This window comes from Pseudomonas extremorientalis, from assembly GCF_001870465.1.
Classification (GTDB): domain Bacteria; phylum Pseudomonadota; class Gammaproteobacteria; order Pseudomonadales; family Pseudomonadaceae; genus Aquipseudomonas; species Aquipseudomonas extremorientalis.
Map to the genome: position 1 here is coordinate 215,732 of NZ_MDGK01000055.1, position 18,571 is coordinate 234,302.

At 62.2% G+C, this 18,571-nt stretch carries 15 protein-coding genes; 8 read left to right on the forward strand and 7 right to left on the reverse strand.

Annotation, left to right across the window (positions count from 1 at the left end):
- Positions 1–10: 10 nt before the first annotated feature.
- From moeB to BFN10_RS21965, 4 genes are read left to right on the forward strand one after another with little or no spacing between them, the layout of a single operon-like run.
- Positions 11–1,873, forward strand: coding sequence for a molybdopterin-synthase adenylyltransferase MoeB (gene moeB / locus BFN10_RS21950; RefSeq protein ID WP_071491412.1), 1,863 nt, complete (start codon positions 11–13; stop codon positions 1,871–1,873).
- Positions 1,874–1,888: 15 nt separating this feature from the next.
- The gene (locus BFN10_RS21955; RefSeq protein WP_071491545.1) at positions 1,889–2,803 is read left to right on the forward strand and encodes a PLP-dependent cysteine synthase family protein; all 915 of its coding nucleotides are present in this window, start codon (positions 1,889–1,891) and stop codon (positions 2,801–2,803) included.
- 37 nt (positions 2,804–2,840) lie between these two features.
- Entirely contained in the window at positions 2,841–3,833 is a 993-nt protein-coding gene (locus tag BFN10_RS21960) for a serine O-acetyltransferase (protein WP_071491413.1), read from the forward strand.
- A gap of 2 nt (positions 3,834–3,835) precedes the next feature.
- Positions 3,836–4,564 carry an alanyl-tRNA editing protein gene (locus BFN10_RS21965; RefSeq protein ID WP_071491414.1) on the forward strand — a complete coding sequence of 243 codons (729 nt, stop codon included), beginning with the start codon at positions 3,836–3,838 and terminating at the stop codon, positions 4,562–4,564.
- Positions 4,565–4,632: 68 nt separating this feature from the next.
- Here BFN10_RS21965 and prpD read toward each other — a convergent pair whose 3' ends face one another.
- The 6 genes from prpD to BFN10_RS21995 form a co-directional block, all read right to left on the reverse strand.
- A complete protein-coding gene (gene prpD, locus BFN10_RS21970; protein WP_071491415.1) occupies positions 4,633–6,117 on the reverse strand; it encodes a 2-methylcitrate dehydratase in 1,485 nt (494 codons plus the stop codon).
- Positions 6,118–6,258: 141 nt separating this feature from the next.
- On the reverse strand, positions 6,259–7,449 hold the full coding sequence (prpF, locus tag BFN10_RS21975) for a 2-methylaconitate cis-trans isomerase PrpF (RefSeq protein WP_071491416.1): 1,191 nt from the start codon (positions 7,447–7,449) through the stop codon (positions 6,259–6,261).
- Between the two features lie 9 nt (positions 7,450–7,458).
- Positions 7,459–10,053, reverse strand: a complete 2,595-nt coding sequence (gene acnD / locus BFN10_RS21980) for a Fe/S-dependent 2-methylisocitrate dehydratase AcnD (protein ID WP_071491417.1) — start codon at positions 10,051–10,053, stop codon at positions 7,459–7,461.
- Between the two features lie 198 nt (positions 10,054–10,251).
- Positions 10,252–11,379, reverse strand: a complete 1,128-nt coding sequence (prpC, locus tag BFN10_RS21985; protein ID WP_071491418.1) for a bifunctional 2-methylcitrate synthase/citrate synthase — start codon at positions 11,377–11,379, stop codon at positions 10,252–10,254.
- Between the two features lie 41 nt (positions 11,380–11,420).
- Entirely contained in the window at positions 11,421–12,314 is an 894-nt protein-coding gene (prpB, locus tag BFN10_RS21990) for a methylisocitrate lyase (RefSeq protein WP_021491517.1), read from the reverse strand.
- The gene (locus BFN10_RS21995) at positions 12,314–13,024 is read right to left on the reverse strand and encodes a GntR family transcriptional regulator (RefSeq protein ID WP_058427390.1); all 711 of its coding nucleotides are present in this window, start codon (positions 13,022–13,024) and stop codon (positions 12,314–12,316) included. The genes prpB and BFN10_RS21995 overlap by 1 nt, the downstream gene beginning before the upstream one ends.
- Before the next feature lie 270 nt (positions 13,025–13,294).
- On the opposite strand from BFN10_RS21995, the gene rloA reads away from it, so the two are divergent.
- The 4 genes from rloA to pabB all read left to right on the forward strand — a co-directional run bounded on the left by rloA (position 13,295) and on the right by pabB (position 17,798).
- A complete protein-coding gene (gene rloA, locus BFN10_RS22000; protein WP_058427391.1) occupies positions 13,295–13,831 on the forward strand; it encodes a retropepsin-like aspartic peptidase RloA in 537 nt (178 codons plus the stop codon).
- Positions 13,832–13,836: 5 nt separating this feature from the next.
- Positions 13,837–15,369, forward strand: a complete 1,533-nt coding sequence (gene rloB / locus BFN10_RS22005) for an osmotic stress tolerance membrane protein RloB (RefSeq protein WP_071491419.1) — start codon at positions 13,837–13,839, stop codon at positions 15,367–15,369.
- On the forward strand, positions 15,369–16,355 hold the full coding sequence (locus BFN10_RS22010) for an alpha-L-glutamate ligase-like protein (protein WP_071491420.1): 987 nt from the start codon (positions 15,369–15,371) through the stop codon (positions 16,353–16,355). The genes rloB and BFN10_RS22010 overlap by 1 nt, the downstream gene beginning before the upstream one ends.
- Positions 16,356–16,454: 99 nt before the next feature.
- Entirely contained in the window at positions 16,455–17,798 is a 1,344-nt protein-coding gene (gene pabB / locus BFN10_RS22015) for an aminodeoxychorismate synthase component I (RefSeq protein WP_071491421.1), read from the forward strand.
- 123 nt (positions 17,799–17,921) lie between these two features.
- Here pabB and thrH read toward each other — a convergent pair whose 3' ends face one another.
- Positions 17,922–18,539: a bifunctional phosphoserine phosphatase/homoserine phosphotransferase ThrH gene (gene thrH / locus BFN10_RS22020; protein WP_071491422.1), complete on the reverse strand. Its 618-nt coding sequence runs from the start codon at positions 18,537–18,539 to the stop codon at positions 17,922–17,924.
- Positions 18,540–18,571: the final 32 nt, after the last annotated feature.

The window sequence follows — 18,571 nt, forward strand, 5'->3', positions numbered from 1 at the left end:
CGAGAGAAACATGGACGTCCTCCGCCCCGAAGCCCTGGAACAGATCTACGCCCACGCCAGCCGCAGCTACCCCGAGGAGTGCTGTGGTTTTGTCTTCGCCGACGGCAGCGTGTACCTGGGCAGCAATATCCAGAACGAGTTGCACAGCAAGAACCCCGAGATGTACCCGCGCAGCGCCGCCAATGGCTACACCTTCTCGGTGGCCGACACCCTGCTGCTGAGCAAGGCGTTTCGCAGCAACAACCCAGTGGTGGTGATCTACCACTCCCACCCGGATGTCGGCGCCTATTTCAGCGACGAAGACGAGGACAAGGCGCTGTTCATGGGCGAACCGATCTACCCCGTCAGCTACCTGGTGGTGGACGTTCGCCAGGGCCAGTCCCTGGGTTCCAAGCTGTTTGCCTGGGATGGCAAACATTTCGCCCTTCAACCTTTCAACGACCTGCACACGGAGTTGTCCATGAACGCTGTCTCTTTCCCCGACATTCTGGTTCGCGTGGCCAAGCTGCCGGAATCGACCCTCGAGGGCGCCGGAACGACATTGCGCGAAGTCATTGAAAACCTCTGCACCAGCCACCCGCAGTTGCGTGCGCACCTGTTCCACGAGAAGAACAACCAGCTCAAGGAACACTTTCTGTTTACCGCCGAGGAAGAACTGGTCGGCGCCGACGATCCGCTTCCGGAAAAAGCCCGGATCGAAGTACTGCTCGCCACCTCGGGTGGTATGGATGTCGATGCCCTTAGCAATGAAGAAGTGCAACGCTACGTGCGCCATATCACCCTGCCCGGCGTCGGCCGCGAAGGCCAGTTGAACCTCAAGAAAGCCAAGGTGCTGATCATCGGCACCGGTGGCCTTGGCTCACCGATCAGCCTGTACCTGGCAGCAGCCGGCGTCGGCACCCTGGGGCTGGTGGACTTCGATGTGGTGGAAAGCAGCAACCTGCAACGCCAGATCGTGCATGGCAACAGCACCCTCGGCATGCCCAAGGTCGAGTCCGCCAAGCAACGTCTGCAAGACCTCAACCGCCATATCCAGATCAACGCCCACGACACCGCCCTGAACGCCGATAACGCCCTGGAACTGGTGGGCGCCTATGACCTGGTGATCGACGGCACCGACAATTTCGACACCCGCTACCTGGTCAACGACGCCTGCGTGCAGTTGGGCAAGCCTTTGGTATACGGCGCCATCTACCGTTTCGACGGGCAGATCAGCGTACTCAACTATAAAGGTGGCCCCTGCTACCGCTGCCTGTTCCCCAGCGCGCCGCCCGCCGAACTGGCGCCCAATTGCAGCGCCGGTGGCGTGATCGGCGTGTTGCCCGGTGTGGTCGGGATGATCCAGGCCACCGAGGCCATCAAGCTGTTGATCGGCATCGGTGAACCGCTGTCCGGCCGCTTGCTGCGCTTCGATGCGCTGGCAATGAAGTTCAGCGAGATCCGCTTCAAGCGGCGGGCCGACTGCCCGTGCTGCTCCGAACTGCGCCATAGCGAAAGCGTGGCGCCGGCTGTCTGTGCGGACGCTGTGCCCAGCCAGCCGTCCCTGGCCGAAGAGCGCTACATAAAGCCCCGTGTACTCAAGCAATTGCTCGAACACCCGCGCAGCGTCGATGTGTTGCTGGACGTGCGTGATGCCAGCGAACTGGAGGTGTGCAAATTGCCAGGTGTGGTGCATATCCCCCTGGCCGAACTGGACAATCAGCTCGACCGCCTCAGTCGGGACAATACCCACTACCTGATCTGCTACGCCGGCACCCGCGCCGAGCAAGCCGCCAGCACCTTGCTGGCGGCGGGTTTCGCCAATACCAAAGTCCTTCAGGGCGGCATGAAGCATTGGGTTCGCGACGTCGAACCTGACATGCCCTTGTATTGAGCCGAGGACTGAATGATGTTGCACAACTCCATTCTCGAGGTCATCGGCCAAACGCCGATCGTGCGCCTGGCGCAGTTCTCTGAAGACCTCGGCATCGAGGTCTATGCCAAGCTCGAATCCCTCAACCCGGGCGGCAGCCACAAGGCGCGCATCGCCCTGGGCATGATCCTCGACGCCGAACGCCGGGGCGTGCTGATCCGTGACTCCGGGCAAACCATCATCGAGCCCAGCGGCGGCAATACCGGTATCGGCCTGGTCATGGCCGGCAATGTGCTGGGCTACAAGGTCGTGCTGGTGATCCCCGACAACTACAGCCCCGAAAAACAGAAGCTGCTGCGCCTGTACGGGGCCAAGGTGGTGCTGTCGGACAGCCGCCTGGGCAACAACTCCCATGGCGAAAAGTGCATGGAGCTGCAGTTGGAAAACCCCAGCTACGTGATGCTCAATCAGCAGCGCAACGGCGCCAACCCGCAGACCCATCGCGACACCACCGCACCGGAAATCCTGCGTGCGTTCGGCGAGCGTCGCGCTGACTACTTTGTCAGCGGGATCGGCACAGGCGGGCATATCACAGGCATCGGCGAAACCCTCAAAGCCGCCTGGCCGGGGCTGCGTGTCATGGGGGTGGAACCGGAAGAATGCGACCTGCTGAAAAACCAGCATGCGCCGCACCATATCCAGGGCCTGTCGATCGGCCTGATCCCGAGCATCCTCAACCTGGACGTGATCGACGGCATGCTCAAGGTCTCGCGCCAGGACTGCATCGACATGATGAAACGCATCATGCGCACCGACGCCATCAGCCTGGGCTTGTCCTCGGCCGCCAACATGGTGGCTGTCGCCCAACTCGCCCCGGAACTGCCACCCGAAACGGTGGTGCTGACCATGGTCTACGACAATGCCGACAGCTACCTGCCCAGTTTCGAATAAGCGCTCTTCCAACCAATCAGACTAAGGGGGTGCCTCAATGGGTGGCTTTATCGACATGCAACAGTTGCACGATGAGTTGCTGACTCACCTCATCAAGACCCTCACGCCGGCGCAGATGAAACAGCTGGAGCCGCATCTGGCGCCGCTGGTCCAGAATGCCGCCCAGGCGGTGGCCGAGGATTTGATCGCCTACGCCTACCGCGACCCGGCATCACGCGGGCGCGGTGAGCTGATCCTGGAGTCCTACGCGTCGTTCAAGGCGGTGCTGTATTACCGACTGGCGCACCTGGTGTGGCATTTCCCCGACCAGACCAACGGCGTCTTCTCCCGTATCGCCCTCAAGCTGAGCAACCAGGGCAAGGTGCTTTCCGGCGCCGAGATCCACCCGGCGGCGCGTATCGGTCGGCGCTTCGTACTGGACCACGGCTACGGCACCGTGATCGGTGAAACCTGCGAGATCGGCAACGACTGCTACATCCTCTGCGGCGTGACCCTGGGCGCCCGCGGCATCGCCAACAACCCCGACGGCAAGCGCCATCCACGCCTGGGTAATAACGTCGAGGTCGGTTCCGGCGCCCGCGTGCTCGGCTATGTGTTGATCGGCGACAACGTGTTTATCAGCCCCTCCTGCGTGATCACCCAGGACGTGCCCGCCGGCACCAAGGTGAAGGTGGTGAACCAGATCCAACTGCAAAAAAACGACGAGTCGGACCACAGTAATTACCTCGGCGCCTTCGCCCTGGATGAGCGTCTGCACGTGGTCGGCGAGATCAATACCAGCCACAAGGTCACAGTGCTGGACGCCGACTTCCATCCCTTGCCCGGGCTGATGCTGGAGCCTACGGTGAAGGAACGTCACCACCTGCAATTTCGCCTGCATCGCATCGAATCGGGCAACCACCTGCCACGCCTGCCGCTGAACCTGAAGGTCTGCGGCCCGGAATTTGAAATCACCCTGCTTTCCCCGCCTGGCTTGAGTGCGATGGTGCGCTCCCTGTTGCAAGCCAGCCCATTGATCGTCGGAGGTTGAACATGTCCGTGCACACCATGGAAACCCTGGCGCTGTTCGACAGCGCACCCTACCAGAACGCCTTCAGCGCCCGAGTGATTGCCGTCAGCGAACACGGCGTCGCCCTGGAGCACACGTTGTTCTACCCCACCGGGGGCGGGCAGCCAGGCGACACGGGGCACCTCACCCTGGCGGACGGTACGCGGGTCGAAGTGACCGGCACAGTGCGCGACCCGGTGCAGCGCTCGATCATCTGGCACCAGGTGGAACACTGCCCCGAACAATTGACCGCCGGGGTGCAGGTGGACGCTGGCCTCGACTGGGACCGGCGCTACCAGCACATGAAGATGCACACCTGCCTGCACCTGTTGTGCTCGATCATCGACGCGCCGGTCACAGGATGCAGCATCAGTGCAGACAAAGGCCGCCTGGACTTCGACCTGCCGGAAATGACCCTCGACAAAGACAGCATCACCCGCGACCTCAACGCGCTGATCGAGCAGGCCCACCCGGTGAAAACCCTGTCGATGCCAGCCACCGAGTACGCCACCCTGCTGCAGATCACCCGCACCCAGGCGGTGGCGCCACCGGTGGTCCAGGGGGCGGTGCGGGTGATTGAAATCGCCGGTATCGATATCCAACCGTGCGGCGGCACCCATGTGCTCAACACCGAAGAAATCGGCCGGGTGTTCTGCGAGAAGATCGAGAAAAAGAGCAAACACAACCGCAGAGTCATACTGCGATTCGAGTGAACACGGTCAACTGTGGGAGGCCCCCTCCCACATTCATTGGATTTGCACCGGTGAATACGCGGTGTCTGCTAGATCACGAACAGATCCACAAACCGGTTTACCGGTGTCGCCTCTAGCCGCGCCTGATCCTTGCACAGCGCAAAAATCTCGGCACTGCGCTGCGCGGTAAACCGTGTGGCAAGGTTGGCCTTGAATTTGTCCTCCAGCAACGGGATGCCCTCCACCCGGCGCCGGCGATGGCCGATCGGGTACTCCACCGCCACCTGCTCGGTGCTGCTGCCGTCCTTGAAGAACACCTGCACCGCGTTGGCGATGGAACGCTTGTCCGCCTCCAGGTATTCGCGGCTATAGCGCGGATCCTCGACGATGACCATTTTATCCCGCAGCTCATCGATGATCGGATGGGCGGCGTGGAATTCGTCTTCGTACTGCTCAGCCAGCAGATTGCCGAACGCCAGCGGCACGGCGGTCATGTATTGCAGGCAGTGGTCACGGTCAGCGGCGTTGGCCAGTTGCCCGACCTTGGAGATGATGCGAATCGCCGACTCATGGGTGGTGATCACGATACGCTCGATTTCCTGCAGGCGATCCTTGACCAACGGATGCAAGGTCACCGCCGCTTCGCAGGCCGTTTGCGCATGGAACTCGGCGGGGAAGCTGATCTTGAACAGCACGTTTTCCATCACATAGGTGCCGTAGGGCTGGGACAGGCTGAACCCGCGCTTGTCCTGCGGCTTGAGCGCCAGGTCCTTGTTGGTGTGGCTGAACAGTACGTCATAGAACCCCCACTGCGGCGCGCTCAACACGCCAGGGATGCCCATCTCGCCGCGCATCGCGATATCCGCCAGACGCACGCCCCGGCTGGAGGCATCTCCCGCCGCCCAGGATTTGCGCGAACCGGCATTCGGTGCATGCCGATACGTGCGCAATGCCTGCCCATCGACAAACGCGTGGGACAGGGCCGCCAGCAGCTGTTCACGGTTGGCCCCCATCAGTTTGGCCGTCACCGCCGTTGAAGCGACTTTCACCAACAGCACATGGTCGAGGCCGACGCGGTTGAACGAGTTTTCCAGGGCAATCACGCCCTGGATTTCGTGGGCCATGATCATTGCTTCCAGCACCGCGCGCAGGGTCAGCGGTGCCTCACCGTTGGCGATGCGCTTTTGCGACAAGTGGTCGGCCACAGCGAGGATGCCGCCGAGGTTATCCGAGGGGTGCCCCCACTCGGCGGCGAGCCAGGTGTCGTTGTAGTCGAGCCAACGTACGATGCAGCCGATGTCCCACGCCGCCTTGACCGGATCCAGCCGGAACGAAGTGCCCGGTACACGAGCGCCAAACGGCACCACCGTGCCCTCGACCATCGGCCCCAGGTGCTTGGTGCACTCCGGGAAACGCAGGGCCAGCAGGCCGCAACCCAAGGTGTCCATCAGGCAGTTGCGGGCGGTGTCCAATGCATCCTGAGAGTCGATCCGGTAAGTGAGGACATAATCGGCGATGTCCTGCAGGACCTGGTCGTAGTCGGGACGGTTGTTCTGGTCGACGTTGGCGCTCATGGCAGTACTCCTAAAAGGTTGGGTTAGTCCTCAGGATCACGGTTGATCGCTCCATCGCAGGTCTGGCCGCCTGCTTGGGGGTATGAAGATCCAATGTGGGAGGGGGCTTGCCCCCTCCCACATTGGGGACAGTGTGGGTTGTTAGAAAGCGTCGCCGGGCACGCGTACGAAACCTTCCATCAGCACTCGGGCGCTGCGGCTCATGATGGCTTTCTTCACCACCCACTCGCCGTTCACCTGGGTGGCCTCTGCGCCGACGCGCAAGGTGCCGGACGGGTGCCCGAAGCGCACGGCATTGCGCTCCACACCACCGGCCGCGAGGTTGACCAGGGTGCCAGAAATCGCCGCCGCCGTGCCGATCGCCACCGCCGCCGTGCCCATCATCGCGTGGTGCAATTTGCCCATGGACAGCGCACGCACCAGCAGGTCCACATCACCCGCCTTGATCGCCTTGCCACTGGACGCCACGTAGTCGGCCGGCTTGGCCACAAACGCCACCTTCGGCGTGTGTTGGCGTTGGGCGGCTTCGTCCAGGTGCTGGATCAGGCCCATGCGCAACGCGCCATAAGCCCGCACGGTCTCGAACATTGCCAGGGCTTTCGGGTCGCTGTTGATCGCGCCTTGCAGCTCGGTGCCGGTGTAGCCGAGGTCTTGGGCGTTGATGAAGATGGTCGGGATACCGGCGTTGATCAGCGTCGCCTTGAAGGTGCCGACGCCAGGCACTTCCAGGTCGTCCACCAGGTTGCCGGTGGGGAACATCGAACCACCGCCGCCCTCTTCTTCCGCCGCCGGGTCCATGAACTCCAACTGCACTTCGGCGGCCGGAAAGGTCACGCCATCCAGTTCGAAGTCACCAGTTTCCTGCACCGCGCCGTCAGTGATCGGCACGTGGGCAATGATGGTCTTGCCGATGTTGGCTTGCCAGATACGCACCACAGCCACGCCGTTGTGGGGCAGGCGTGCCGGATCGACCAGGCCGGCGCTGATGGCAAAGGAACCGACCGCCGCCGACAGGTTGCCGCAGTTGCCGCTCCAATCAACGAAGGGTTTGTCGATGGAGACCTGGCCGAACAGGTAATCCACGTCGTGATCGGCGCGGGTGCTTTTGGCCAGGATCACGGTCTTGCTGGTGCTCGAGGTGGCGCCGCCCATGCCGTCGATTTGCTTGTCGTAGGGGTCGGGGCTGCCGATCACCCGCAATAGCAAGGCATCGCGTGCGGCGCCCGGCACCTGCGCCGATTCGGGCAGGTCTGTGAGGCTGAAAAACACGCCCTTGCTGGTGCCGCCACGCATGTAGGTGGCGGGGATCTTGATTTGCGCTACGTGTGCCATGGTGTCCCCTCAGGCCGTCGCCGCCGATTCCAGGAAGTCCTGGGCAAAGCGTTGCAACACGCCGCCCGCCTCGTAGATCGACACTTCTTCGGCGGTGTCGAGGCGGCAGGTCACCGGCACCTCGACACGTTCGCCATTCTTGCGGTTGATCACCAGGGTCAACTGCGCCCGCGGAGTACGCGCGCCGACCACATCATAGGTCTCGCTGCCATCGATCTTCAGGGTGTGGCGGTCGGTGCCCGGCAGGAACTCCAGCGGCAACACGCCCATGCCCACCAGGTTGGTGCGGTGGATGCGCTCGAAACCTTCGGCGGCAATCGCCTCCACACCGGCCAGCCGCACGCCCTTGGCCGCCCAGTCGCGAGACGAGCCCTGGCCGTAGTCCGCGCCGGCAATGATGATCAGCGGTTGCTTGCGCTCCATGTACGTTTCGATGGCCTCCCACATCCGCGTGACCTGGCCTTCCGGCTCGATGCGCGCCAGGGAACCCTGCTTGACCTTGCCGTTTTCCACCACCATTTCGTTGAACAGTTTCGGGTTGGCGAAGGTGGCGCGCTGCGCGGTCAAGTGATCGCCCCGGTGCGTCGCGTAGGAGTTGAAGTCGACTTCCGGCAGGCCCATTTTCGCCAGGTATTCGCCGGCGGCGCTGTCGAGCATGATCGCGTTGGAGGGCGACAAGTGGTCGGTGGTGATGTTGTCCGGCAGCACCGCCAGCGGGCGCATGCCCTTGAGCGGACGGGCACCGGCCAGCGCGCCTTCCCAGTAAGGTGGGCGGCGGATATAGGTGCTTTGCGGACGCCATTCGTACAGCGGCGCGACTTTCGGGCCAGTGTCCTCGTGGATGGCGAACATCGGGATGTAGACCTGGCGGAACTGCTCCGGCTTGACCGAGGCCTTGACCACTGCGTCGATCTCTTCGTCGCTCGGCCAAATATCTTGCAGGCGGATTTCCTTGCCATTCGCGTCGAGGCCAAGCACGTCTTTCTCGATGTCGAAGCGGATGGTGCCGGCAATCGCATACGCGACCACCAGCGGCGGCGACGCGAGAAACGCTTGCTTGGCGTAGGGGTGAATACGCCCGTCGAAGTTACGGTTGCCCGAGAGCACGGCGGTGGCGTACAGGTCGCGGTCGATGATTTCCTGCTGGATCACCGGATCGAGTGCGCCGGACATGCCGTTGCAGGTGGTGCAGGCAAACGCCACCACACCGAAGCCGAGTTTTTCCAGCTCATGGCCCAGGCCGGCTTCTTCCAGGTACATCGCCACGGTTTTCGAGCCGGGTGCCAGGGACGATTTGACCCACGGCTTGCGGGTCAGCCCAAGCTTGTTGGCGTTGCGCGCCAGCAGGCCGGCGGCGATCACGTTGCGCGGGTTGCTGGTGTTGGTGCAACTGGTGATGGCGGCGATGATCACTGCGCCGTCAGGCATTTGGCCTGGCACTTCGTCCCACTGGCCGGAAATACCCTTGGACGCCAGATCGCTGGTGGCAACGCGAGCATGGGGGTTGCTCGGGCCGGCCATGTTGCGCACGACGCTGGACAGATCGAAGGTCAGCCCTCGCTCGTACTGCGCGCCCTTGAGGTCATCGGCCCACAGGCCGGTGTGGCGAGCGTACTGCTCCACCAGCGTGACTTGTTCGTCTTCGCGGCCGGTGAGCTTCAGGTAGGCGATGGTCTGTTGGTCGATGTAGAACATCGCCGCAGTCGCGCCGTATTCCGGGGCCATGTTGGAGATGGTTGCACGGTCGCCAAGCGTGAGTGCCGAAGCACCTTCGCCGAAGAACTCCAGCCAGGCGCCAACCACTTTCTGTTTACGCAGGAACTCGGTCAGCGCCAGCACCATGTCGGTGGCGGTGATGCCCGGTTGCAGCTTGCCGGTCAATTCGACGCCGACGCTTTCCGGCAGGCGCATCCACGAGGCGCGACCGAGCATCACGCTCTCGGCTTCCAGGCCGCCGACACCGATGGCGATCACGCCCAGGGCATCCACGTGCGGGGTGTGGCTGTCGGTGCCGACGCAGGTATCGGGGAAGGCCACGCCGTCGCGCACCTGGATCACCGGGGACATTTTCTCCAGGTTGATCTGGTGCATGATGCCGTTGCCGGGCGGGATTACATCGACGTTCTTGAAGGCCTTCTTGGTCCACTCGATGAAGTGGAAACGGTCTTCGTTGCGACGGTCTTCGATGGCGCGGTTTTTTTCGAACGCGTCCGGGTCAAAACCACCGGCTTCGACGGCCAGGGAGTGGTCGACGATCAGTTGGGTCGGCACTACCGGGTTGACCTGGGCCGGGTCACCGCCTTGCAGGGCGATGGCGTCACGCAGGCCGGCGAGGTCGACCAGAGCGGTCTGGCCGAGGATGTCGTGGCACACCACGCGCGCCGGGAACCATGGGAAGTCGAGGTCGCGCTTGCGTTCGATCAGTTGGCTCAAGGAAGCATTGAGGGTGGCTGGGTCGCAGCGGCGCACCAGGTTTTCCGCAAGGACGCGGGAGGTGTAAGGCAAGGTGGCGTAGGCGCCAGGGGTGATTGCCTCGACAGCCGCACGGGCGTCGAAGAAATCCAGGCGGCTGCCGGGAAGCGGTTTGCGGAATTCAGTGTTCATCGTCAGGACTCGGTCACGGTGATAACAAAGGGAGGACCTGCACCGATCCAGAATTGAAATGCGGTCACAATGTGGGAGGGGGCTTGCCCCGATAGCGGTGGGTCAGTGCCCGCTGCATCAACTGACAGACAGCAATCGGGGGCAAGCCCCCTCCCACATTTGATCCGCTTAACAATTCGGGATCGTCGGCATTCCCATTCAGCGACGTTCGATTGGCACGAACTTGCGCTGCTCGACGCCGGTGTATTCGGCGCTTGGACGGATGATGCGGTTGTTGGCGCGCTGTTCGAACACATGCGCCGCCCAGCCCGTCAGGCGCGAGCACACGAAGATCGGGGTGAACAGCTTGGTCGGGATGCCCATGAAGTGGTACGCCGAGGCATGGTAGAAGTCAGCGTTGGGGAACAGCTTCTTCTGTTCCCACATGGTCTTGTCGATGGCTTCGGAGACCGGGAACAGCACCTTGTCGCCCACCTCGTCCGCAAGTTTTTTCGACCAGCCCTTGATCACTTCATTACGCGGGTCGCTGTCTTTGTAGATCGCGTGGCCAAAGCCCATGATCTTGTCCTTGCGCGCCAGCATGCAGAGGGTGCCTTCGACCGCCTCTTCAGCGGACGAGAAACGCTCGATCATTTCCATCGCCGCTTCGTTGGCGCCGCCGTGCAGCGGGCCGCGCAGCGAGCCGATGGCGGCGGTGACGCAGGAATACAGGTCGGACAGGGTCGAGGCACACACCCGGGCGGTGAACGTCGAGGCGTTGAATTCGTGTTCCGCGTAGAGGATCAGCGACACGTTCATCACCTTGACGTACAACTCGCTGGGCTTCTTGCCGTGCAGCAGGTGCAGGAAGTGGCCGCCGATGCTCGGCTCGTCGGTCACGCAGTCGATGCGCTTGCCGTCGTGGCTGAAGCGATACCAGTAGCACATGATTGCCGGGAACGCGGCGAGCAGGCGGTCGGTAACGTCGCGCTGCACGCTGAAGTCTTTTTCCGGCTCGATATTGCCCAGGAACGAGCAACCGGTGCGCATCACGTCCATCGGGTGTGCGTCGGCGGGGATACGCTCCAACACTTCCTTCAGCGCTTGCGGCAGGTCGCGCAGCTTGCCCAGCCTGGCGCTGTAGGCGGCCAGCTCGGTCTTGGTCGGCAACTCGCCGTACAGCAGCAGGTAGGCGACTTCTTCAAATTGCGCATCGGCGGCCAGTTCGCGCACGTCGTAGCCGCGATAGGTCAGGCCGGCACCCGCCTGGCCCACGGTGGACAGTGCGGTCTGCCCAGCCACCTGGCCACGCAGGCCGGCACCACTCAATACTTTTGCTTCAGCCATGTCTGTTCTCCAATCTTGAATTTATTTGGGAGTGCGCCGGGTTATTTTTTCGCGGCAAACAGCGCGTCGAGCTTCTGCTCGAAGGTGTGGTAGTCGATGCGATCGTAAAGCTCCATGCGGGTCTGCATGGTGTCGATCACGTTCTGTTGGGTACCGTCGCGACGGATCGCGGTGTAGACATTCTCGGCGGCCTTGTTCATGGCGCGGAAGGCCGAGAGCGGGTACAGCACGATGGAAACATCGGCAGATTTCAACTGTTCGGTGGTGTACAGCGGCGTGGCGCCGAACTCGGTGATGTTGGCCAGGATCGGCGCTTTCACGCGGGAGGCGAACAGTTTGTACATCTCCAGCTCGGTGATGGCTTCCGGGAACACCATGTCGGCGCCGGCCTCGATGCAGGCGGCGGCACGTTCCAGCGCGGACTCCAGGCCTTCGACCGCCAGCGCATCGGTACGCGCCATGATCACGAAGCTGTCATCGGTGCGCGCATCCACGGCGGCCTTGATACGGTCGACCATTTCCTGCTGGGACACGATTTCCTTGTTCGGGCGATGACCGCAACGCTTGGCGCCGACCTGATCTTCGATATGGATGGCGGCCGCGCCGAACTTGATCATCGACTTGACGGTGCGCGCCACATTGAATGCCGAGGAGCCGAAGCCGGTGTCCACGTCCACCAGCAGCGGCAGGTCGCACACGTCGGTGATGCGGCGTACGTCGGTCAGCACATCATCCAGGCCGGTGATGCCCAGGTCCGGCACACCGAGGGAGCCAGCCGCCACCCCGCCACCCGACAGGTAGATCGCCTTGAACCCGGCGCGCTTGGCCAGCAGTGCGTGGTTGGCGTTGATCGCACCGACCACCTGCAGCGGGTGTTCACTGGCGACCGCGTCACGGAAACGCTGGCCGGGAGTCGTCTTGTTATTGGAACTCATCATTCACCTCGTGATGGGGGAGTGCCGTCCGGGAAGTGACGGGCAATGTTGCGTTTGGATGCGCCGATATGCCGGCGCATCAACAGTTCGGCCAGTTCACCGTCGCGATCGGCAATCGCGTCGAGAATGCGGTGGTGCTCGGCAAAGGCCTGGCGCGGACGATTGGGGGTGGCGGAAAACTGGATGCGGTACATACGCACCAATTGGTACAGCTCGCCGCAGAGCATCTGGGTCAGGGTGCGGTTGCCGGCGCCCTGGATGATCCGGTAATGGAAGTCGAAGTCGCCCTCCTGCTGGTAATAGCCCAGGCCGGCCTGGAAGGCTTCGTCGCGCTCGTGGGTGTGCAGCACTTGGCGCAATTCTTCGATTTCCGCGTCGGTCATGCGCTCGGCGGCCAGGCGACAAGCCATGCCTTCGAGGGATTCGCGGATTTCATAGAGTTCGATCAGTTCGTCGTGGCTCAACGACACCACCCGCGCGCCGACGTGAGGCACGCGCACCAGCAGGCGCTGGCCTTCCAGACGGTGGATCGCCTCACGCAGCGGGCCACGGCTGATGCCGTAGGTGCGCGCCAGCTCCGGCTCGGAGATCTTGCTGCCCGGGGCGATCTCGCCCTTGACGATGGCGGCCTGGATACGCCGGAAGACGTTCTCGGACATGGTCTGTGAATCGTCTTGCGCCACCACTGGGGATTCCAGCTGATCCAGCATATTGTCGACACCTTTTAAAGCTATGCCGCAAAAACTAGCCAATCAGCCCAGGATAGTCAAAGAATAAATACACATTGTCGACAATCGTCTAATAACCAGGGTTGCACCCTATCAGGGCATGGCCGCCTGCCAGCGCTGGCGCCAAAAAAGCATCATGTTAGAATGCCCGGCACTTTTGCCTGACATCATTGGATGAAACGGCGTACGAGGGAGTTTGCGCAGCAATGCCAGTCGCCTTGAATTGAACATCGCACTGCCGCCTCGGGATCTATGAGACTCAAACCCTTCCTTCTATTGATGTGCCTGTTGACCGCACCCAGCCTCGGCGCTGCCGCCGAGAAGACCGTGTATGGCCTCAACGAATACGCCCAGTTGGCCGGTATCGACCTGGAAGTCGCCGCCAAACTGGATACCGGTGCCAAGACCGCCTCGCTCAGTGCCCGTGATATCAAGCGCTTCAAGCGCAACGGCGAATCCTGGGTGCGCTTCTACCTGGCCATCGACACCGCCCATTCCCATCCCATCGAGCGTCCCCTGGCCCGCGTCAGCAAGATCAAGCGCCGCGCCGGTGACTACGACCCCGATGAGGACAAGAACTACACCGCCCGTCCGGTGATTGCCCTGGATATCTGCATGGGCACTGCTTTACGCAGCATCGAAGTGAACTTGACTGACCGCAGCGCATTCCAATACCCGCTGCTGATCGGCTCCGAAGCGCTGAAACGCTTTGATGCGCTGGTCGACCCCAGTCTTAAATACGCAGCAGGCAAACCCGCCTGCGCCGCCGACGCTCATACCGCCGAGTAAACCGAATGCGCTCTCTGACCCTGCACCTGAAGATCCTGATCACCATCCTGGTGGTTTTGGGTATTTCGGTCACCGCTTATCAGATCTTCGTGCTGGGGATCCCCGTCACCGAGGACGCCACCGACGACTTGTGGAACATCGACGCCAAGGTCGAGTTCGTCGCCAACCCGAAAGACCCGGTGAAGATCCAGATGTTCGTGCCGCCCCTGAGCCGCGACTTCGTCAGCCTCAACGAAAGCTTCATCTCGAATAACTACGGGGTGAGCGTCAACCGCATCGACGGCAACCGCAAGGTCACCTGGTCGGCGCGCCGCGCCAAGGGTAACCAGACCCTGTACTACCGCCTGGTGCTGACCAAGCGCTACAGCGGCGAGAAGGTCAAGGTCAAAGGCCCCACCTTCCGCGACAGCATCGCCGTGGAAGGCCCGGAAAAGATTGCCGCCGAAGCCCTGCTGGCGCCTATCCGCCAGCACTCGGCCGACGTCGAGACGTTTATCACCGAAGCGATCAAACGCACCAACAACCTCAACGACGACAATGTGAAACTGCTGCTGGCGGGCGACCCTTCGACGCCACACAAGGCCAAGATCGTCGAGCTGCTGCTGTCCATCGCCCACGTGCCGGTGGAAAAGGTCCACACCATCCGCCTGGTCGCCGACCAGCCGCAAACCCCGGAACTGTGGTTGCGCAGCTTCAACGGCAATGACTGGTTGTACTTCAACCCGGAAACCGGCGAACAGGGCCTGCCCGCCGACCGCCTGCTGTGGTGGACCGGTGATGAAAACCTGATCACCGTCGAGGGCGGCAAGAAGGCCATGGTGACCTTCAGTCTGAACAACAGCGAGATGAACGCGATTCGCCTGGCCAAGCTGACCGACGAGAACACCGACGCCAACTTCCTCGAATACTCGCTGTACGGCCTGCCGCTGCAAACCCAGCAGACCTTCATGATCATGGTGATGATCCCGATTGGCGTGCTGGTGATCCTTATCCTGCGCAACCTGATCGGCCTGCAGACACTCGGCACGTTCACCCCGGTGCTGATCGCCCTGGCGTTCCGCGAGACGCAGCTGGGCTTCGGGATTGTGCTGTTTACGATTATCACGGCGCTGGGGCTGTCCCTCAGGTCGTACCTGGAACACCTGAAATTGCAGATGCTGCCAAGGTTGTCGGTGGTGCTGACCTTCGTAGTAGTGCTGATTGCGGCCATCAGCCTGTTCAGCCATAAGCTGGGGCTGGAGCGCGGGTTGTCGGTGGCGCTGTTCCCCATGGTGATCCTGACCATGACCATCGAACGCCTGTCCATCACCTGGGAGGAACGCGGCGCCAACCATGCGCTGAAAGTGGCGATTGGTACGCTGTTCGCGGCGTCCCTGGCGCACCTGATCATGAGCGTGCCGGAGCTGATCTACTTCGTGTTCACCTTCCCGGCGATCCTGCTGATCCTGGTGGGGTTCATGCTGGCTATGGGGCGTTATCGCGGTTACCGCCTGACCGAGCTGGTGCGTTTCAAGGCGTTCTTGAAGGCTGACCGGTAATGTTCGGTTTCTGGAAGACCTGGAAAGCCCTGGAAGCGCGCGGGATCATGGGCATCAACCGGCGTAACGCCGACTACGTGCTCAAGTACAACAAGCGCAGCCTGTACCCGATCGTGGATGACAAGATCATCACCAAGGAGCGCGCGCTGGCGGCCGGCATCCATGTACCGGAAATGTACGGGGTGATCAGCACCGAGAAAGAAATCGACAAGCTCGACGAGATCATCGGCGGGCGCAGCGACTTCGTGATCAAGCCGGCCCAGGGCGCCGGCGGGGACGGCATCCTGGTGGTCGCCGACCGCTTTGAAGGGCGCTATCGCACGGTGTCGGGCAAGATCATCAGCCATGAAGAGATCGAGCATCAGATTTCCAGCATCCTCACTGGCCTGTATTCCCTGGGCGGCCACCGTGATCGTGCGTTGATCGAATACCGTGTGGTGCCCGACCAGATCTTCAAGAGCATCAGCTATGAAGGCGTGCCGGACATTCGCATCATCGTGCTGATGGGCTACCCGGTGATGGCGATGCTGCGCTTGCCGACCCGCCAGTCGGGCGGCAAGGCCAACCTGCACCAGGGTGCAATTGGCGTCGGCGTGGACCTCGCCACCGGCCTGACCCTGCGCGGCACCTGGCTGAACAACATCATTACCAAACACCCCGACACCACCAATGCGGTGGATGGCGTGCAGCTGCCCAACTGGGACGGTTTCATGAAGCTCGCCGCCGGCTGCTATGAGCTGTGCGGGCTGGGCTATATCGGCGTGGACATGGTGCTGGACCAGGAAAAAGGCCCGTTGATCCTGGAACTGAATGCGCGGCCTGGGCTGAATATCCAGATTGCCAATGACTGCGGCCTGACCCTGCGCACCCATGCGGTGGAAGCACGGTTGGAAGCGCTGAACGCCGCTGGCGTGACAGAAACCCCGGAAGAACGGGTGAAGTTCGTGCAGGAAATGTTTGGACATATTCCCCCCGTCGAAGGCTGATCAGGTCTTCAATCTGTCTATCCCCGACATCCCCCCTAGGAGCAAATCCTACGGGGGACTACAATCCCCTCCCCCGCGCCAATGGCTGATCCACCCCGCATGTTGACCTGCTCCGTACACCCGCTGCCCTACCGGGCCAACCCCGCCGAGTATTTCGCGGCGATTCGCCATGCGCCTGGCGCAGTGCTGCTGGACAGCGGCCGACCGGCAGCCGAGCGCGGACGGTATGACCTGTTGAGCGCGTGGCCACAAACGACATTGACGGTATCGCACGACGAAAGCGGCAGTGATTTCCTGCAACGCTTGCGTGCAAATCTTACGCAGTTGGGCGAGGCGGATCTGCCTGCTGGTTATGAGCTGCCGTTTGCCGGTGGGTTGATCGGTTACCTGAGCTATGACTTTGGCCGACACCTGGAGCACATGCCGCACCTCGCCGTGGATGACCTGCACCTGCCGGATGCGCGCTTCGGGCTGTATGCCTGGGCATTGATCAGTGATCATCAGGCGCAGACCAGCCAGCTCGTGTTTCATCCGACACTGGCCGATAGCGAGCAGCAACGCTTGATCGCTCTGTTCGGCCAGCCGGTCGCCGACAGCGCGGCAATCTTCAAGTTGAACGGTCCCATGGCGCCGGACCTCACCGCCGAGGCCTACCGCCAGGCTATCGTGCGCATCCAAGATTACATCCAGGCCGGCGACTGCTACCAAGTGAACTTTGCCCAGCGTTTCCGGGCCCCGTGCATCGGCGATCCATGGGTCGCTTACTGCGCCCTGCGCGAAGCCTGCCCGACGCCGTTCTCCGGGTTCCAGAGCCTGCCGGACGACGGCGCGGTGCTGAGCCTGTCGCCAGAGCGTTTCGTGCACATCAGCAAACGCCAGGTCGAAACCCGCCCCATCAAAGGCACCCGCCCACGCGGCCTGACGCCTGAGGAAGACGCCGCCAACGCCGCCGAACTGCTGGCCAGCCCCAAGGACCGCGCCGAAAACCTGATGATTGTCGACCTGCTGCGCAACGACCTGGGGCGCACCTGCCGCACCGGCTCGGTCAGCGTGCCGGAGCTGTTCAGCCTGGAAAGCTACCCCAACGTGCACCACCTGGTGAGCAGCGTCATCGGCGAGCTGGCCGACGGCAAGGACGCGCTCGACCTGATCGCCGGCAGCTTCCCCGGCGGCTCCATCACCGGCGCGCCGAAGATCCGTGCGATGCAGATCATCGACGAGCTGGAGCCGACTCGCCGTGGGTTGTACTGCGGCTCGCTGGTGTACCTGGATGTGCGCGGCGAGATGGACAGTTCCATCGCCATTCGCAGTTTGCTGGTGAAGGATGGCCAGGTTTGTTGCTGGGGCGGCGGCGGGATTGTCGCGGACTCGGAATGGGAGGCGGAGTACCAGGAGTCGCTGACGAAGGTGCGGGTGTTGTTGGAGACACTGGACGGTTTGTAGTGACTGGGCTGGCCTCTTCGCGGGCAAGCCCGCTCCCACATTTGACTGCATTCTCATGATGGAACTCGGTCAAGTGTGGGAGCTGGCTTGCCTGCGAAGAGGCCATCAGCCGCGCTGAAAGCCTTACAGGCTCAACGACCGATTCGAGGCCTTGATGAATTCCTTCTTCAAATCCTCAAAGGTATGCACCGCCGAGAATTGCGGGAATTCGCGAATCACGTTTTCCGGCGCGTGAAACAGAATCCCACGGTCGGCTTCGCCCAGCATGGTGGTGTCGTTGTAGGAGTCGCCGGCGGCGATCACGCGGTAGTAGAGGGTCTTGAAGGCCAATACCGACTGGCGCTTCGGATCTTTCTGGCGCAGTTGGTAACCGACCACGCGATCGCTCTCGTCGGTGATCAGGCGGTGGCACAGCAGGGTCGGGAAACCCAGCTGACGCATCAGCGGCTGGGAGAATTCGTAGAAGGTGTCGGACAGGATCACCACCTGGAAGCGCTCGCGCAGCCAGTTGACGAACTCGACGGCGCCATCCAGCGGTTTGAGGGTGGCGATCACTGCCTGGATGTCGGCGAGCTTGAGCCCGTGCTCGTCGAGGATGCGCAGGCGCTGCTTCATCAGAACGTCGTAGTCGGGAATGTCCCGGGTGGTGGCGCGCAGGGATTCAATACCGGTTTTTTCGGCGAAGGCGATCCAGATTTCCGGAACCAGTACCCCTTCCAGGTCGAGACAGGCAATTTCCACAAGACACTCCCTTATAGATGTTGTTGGTTGAG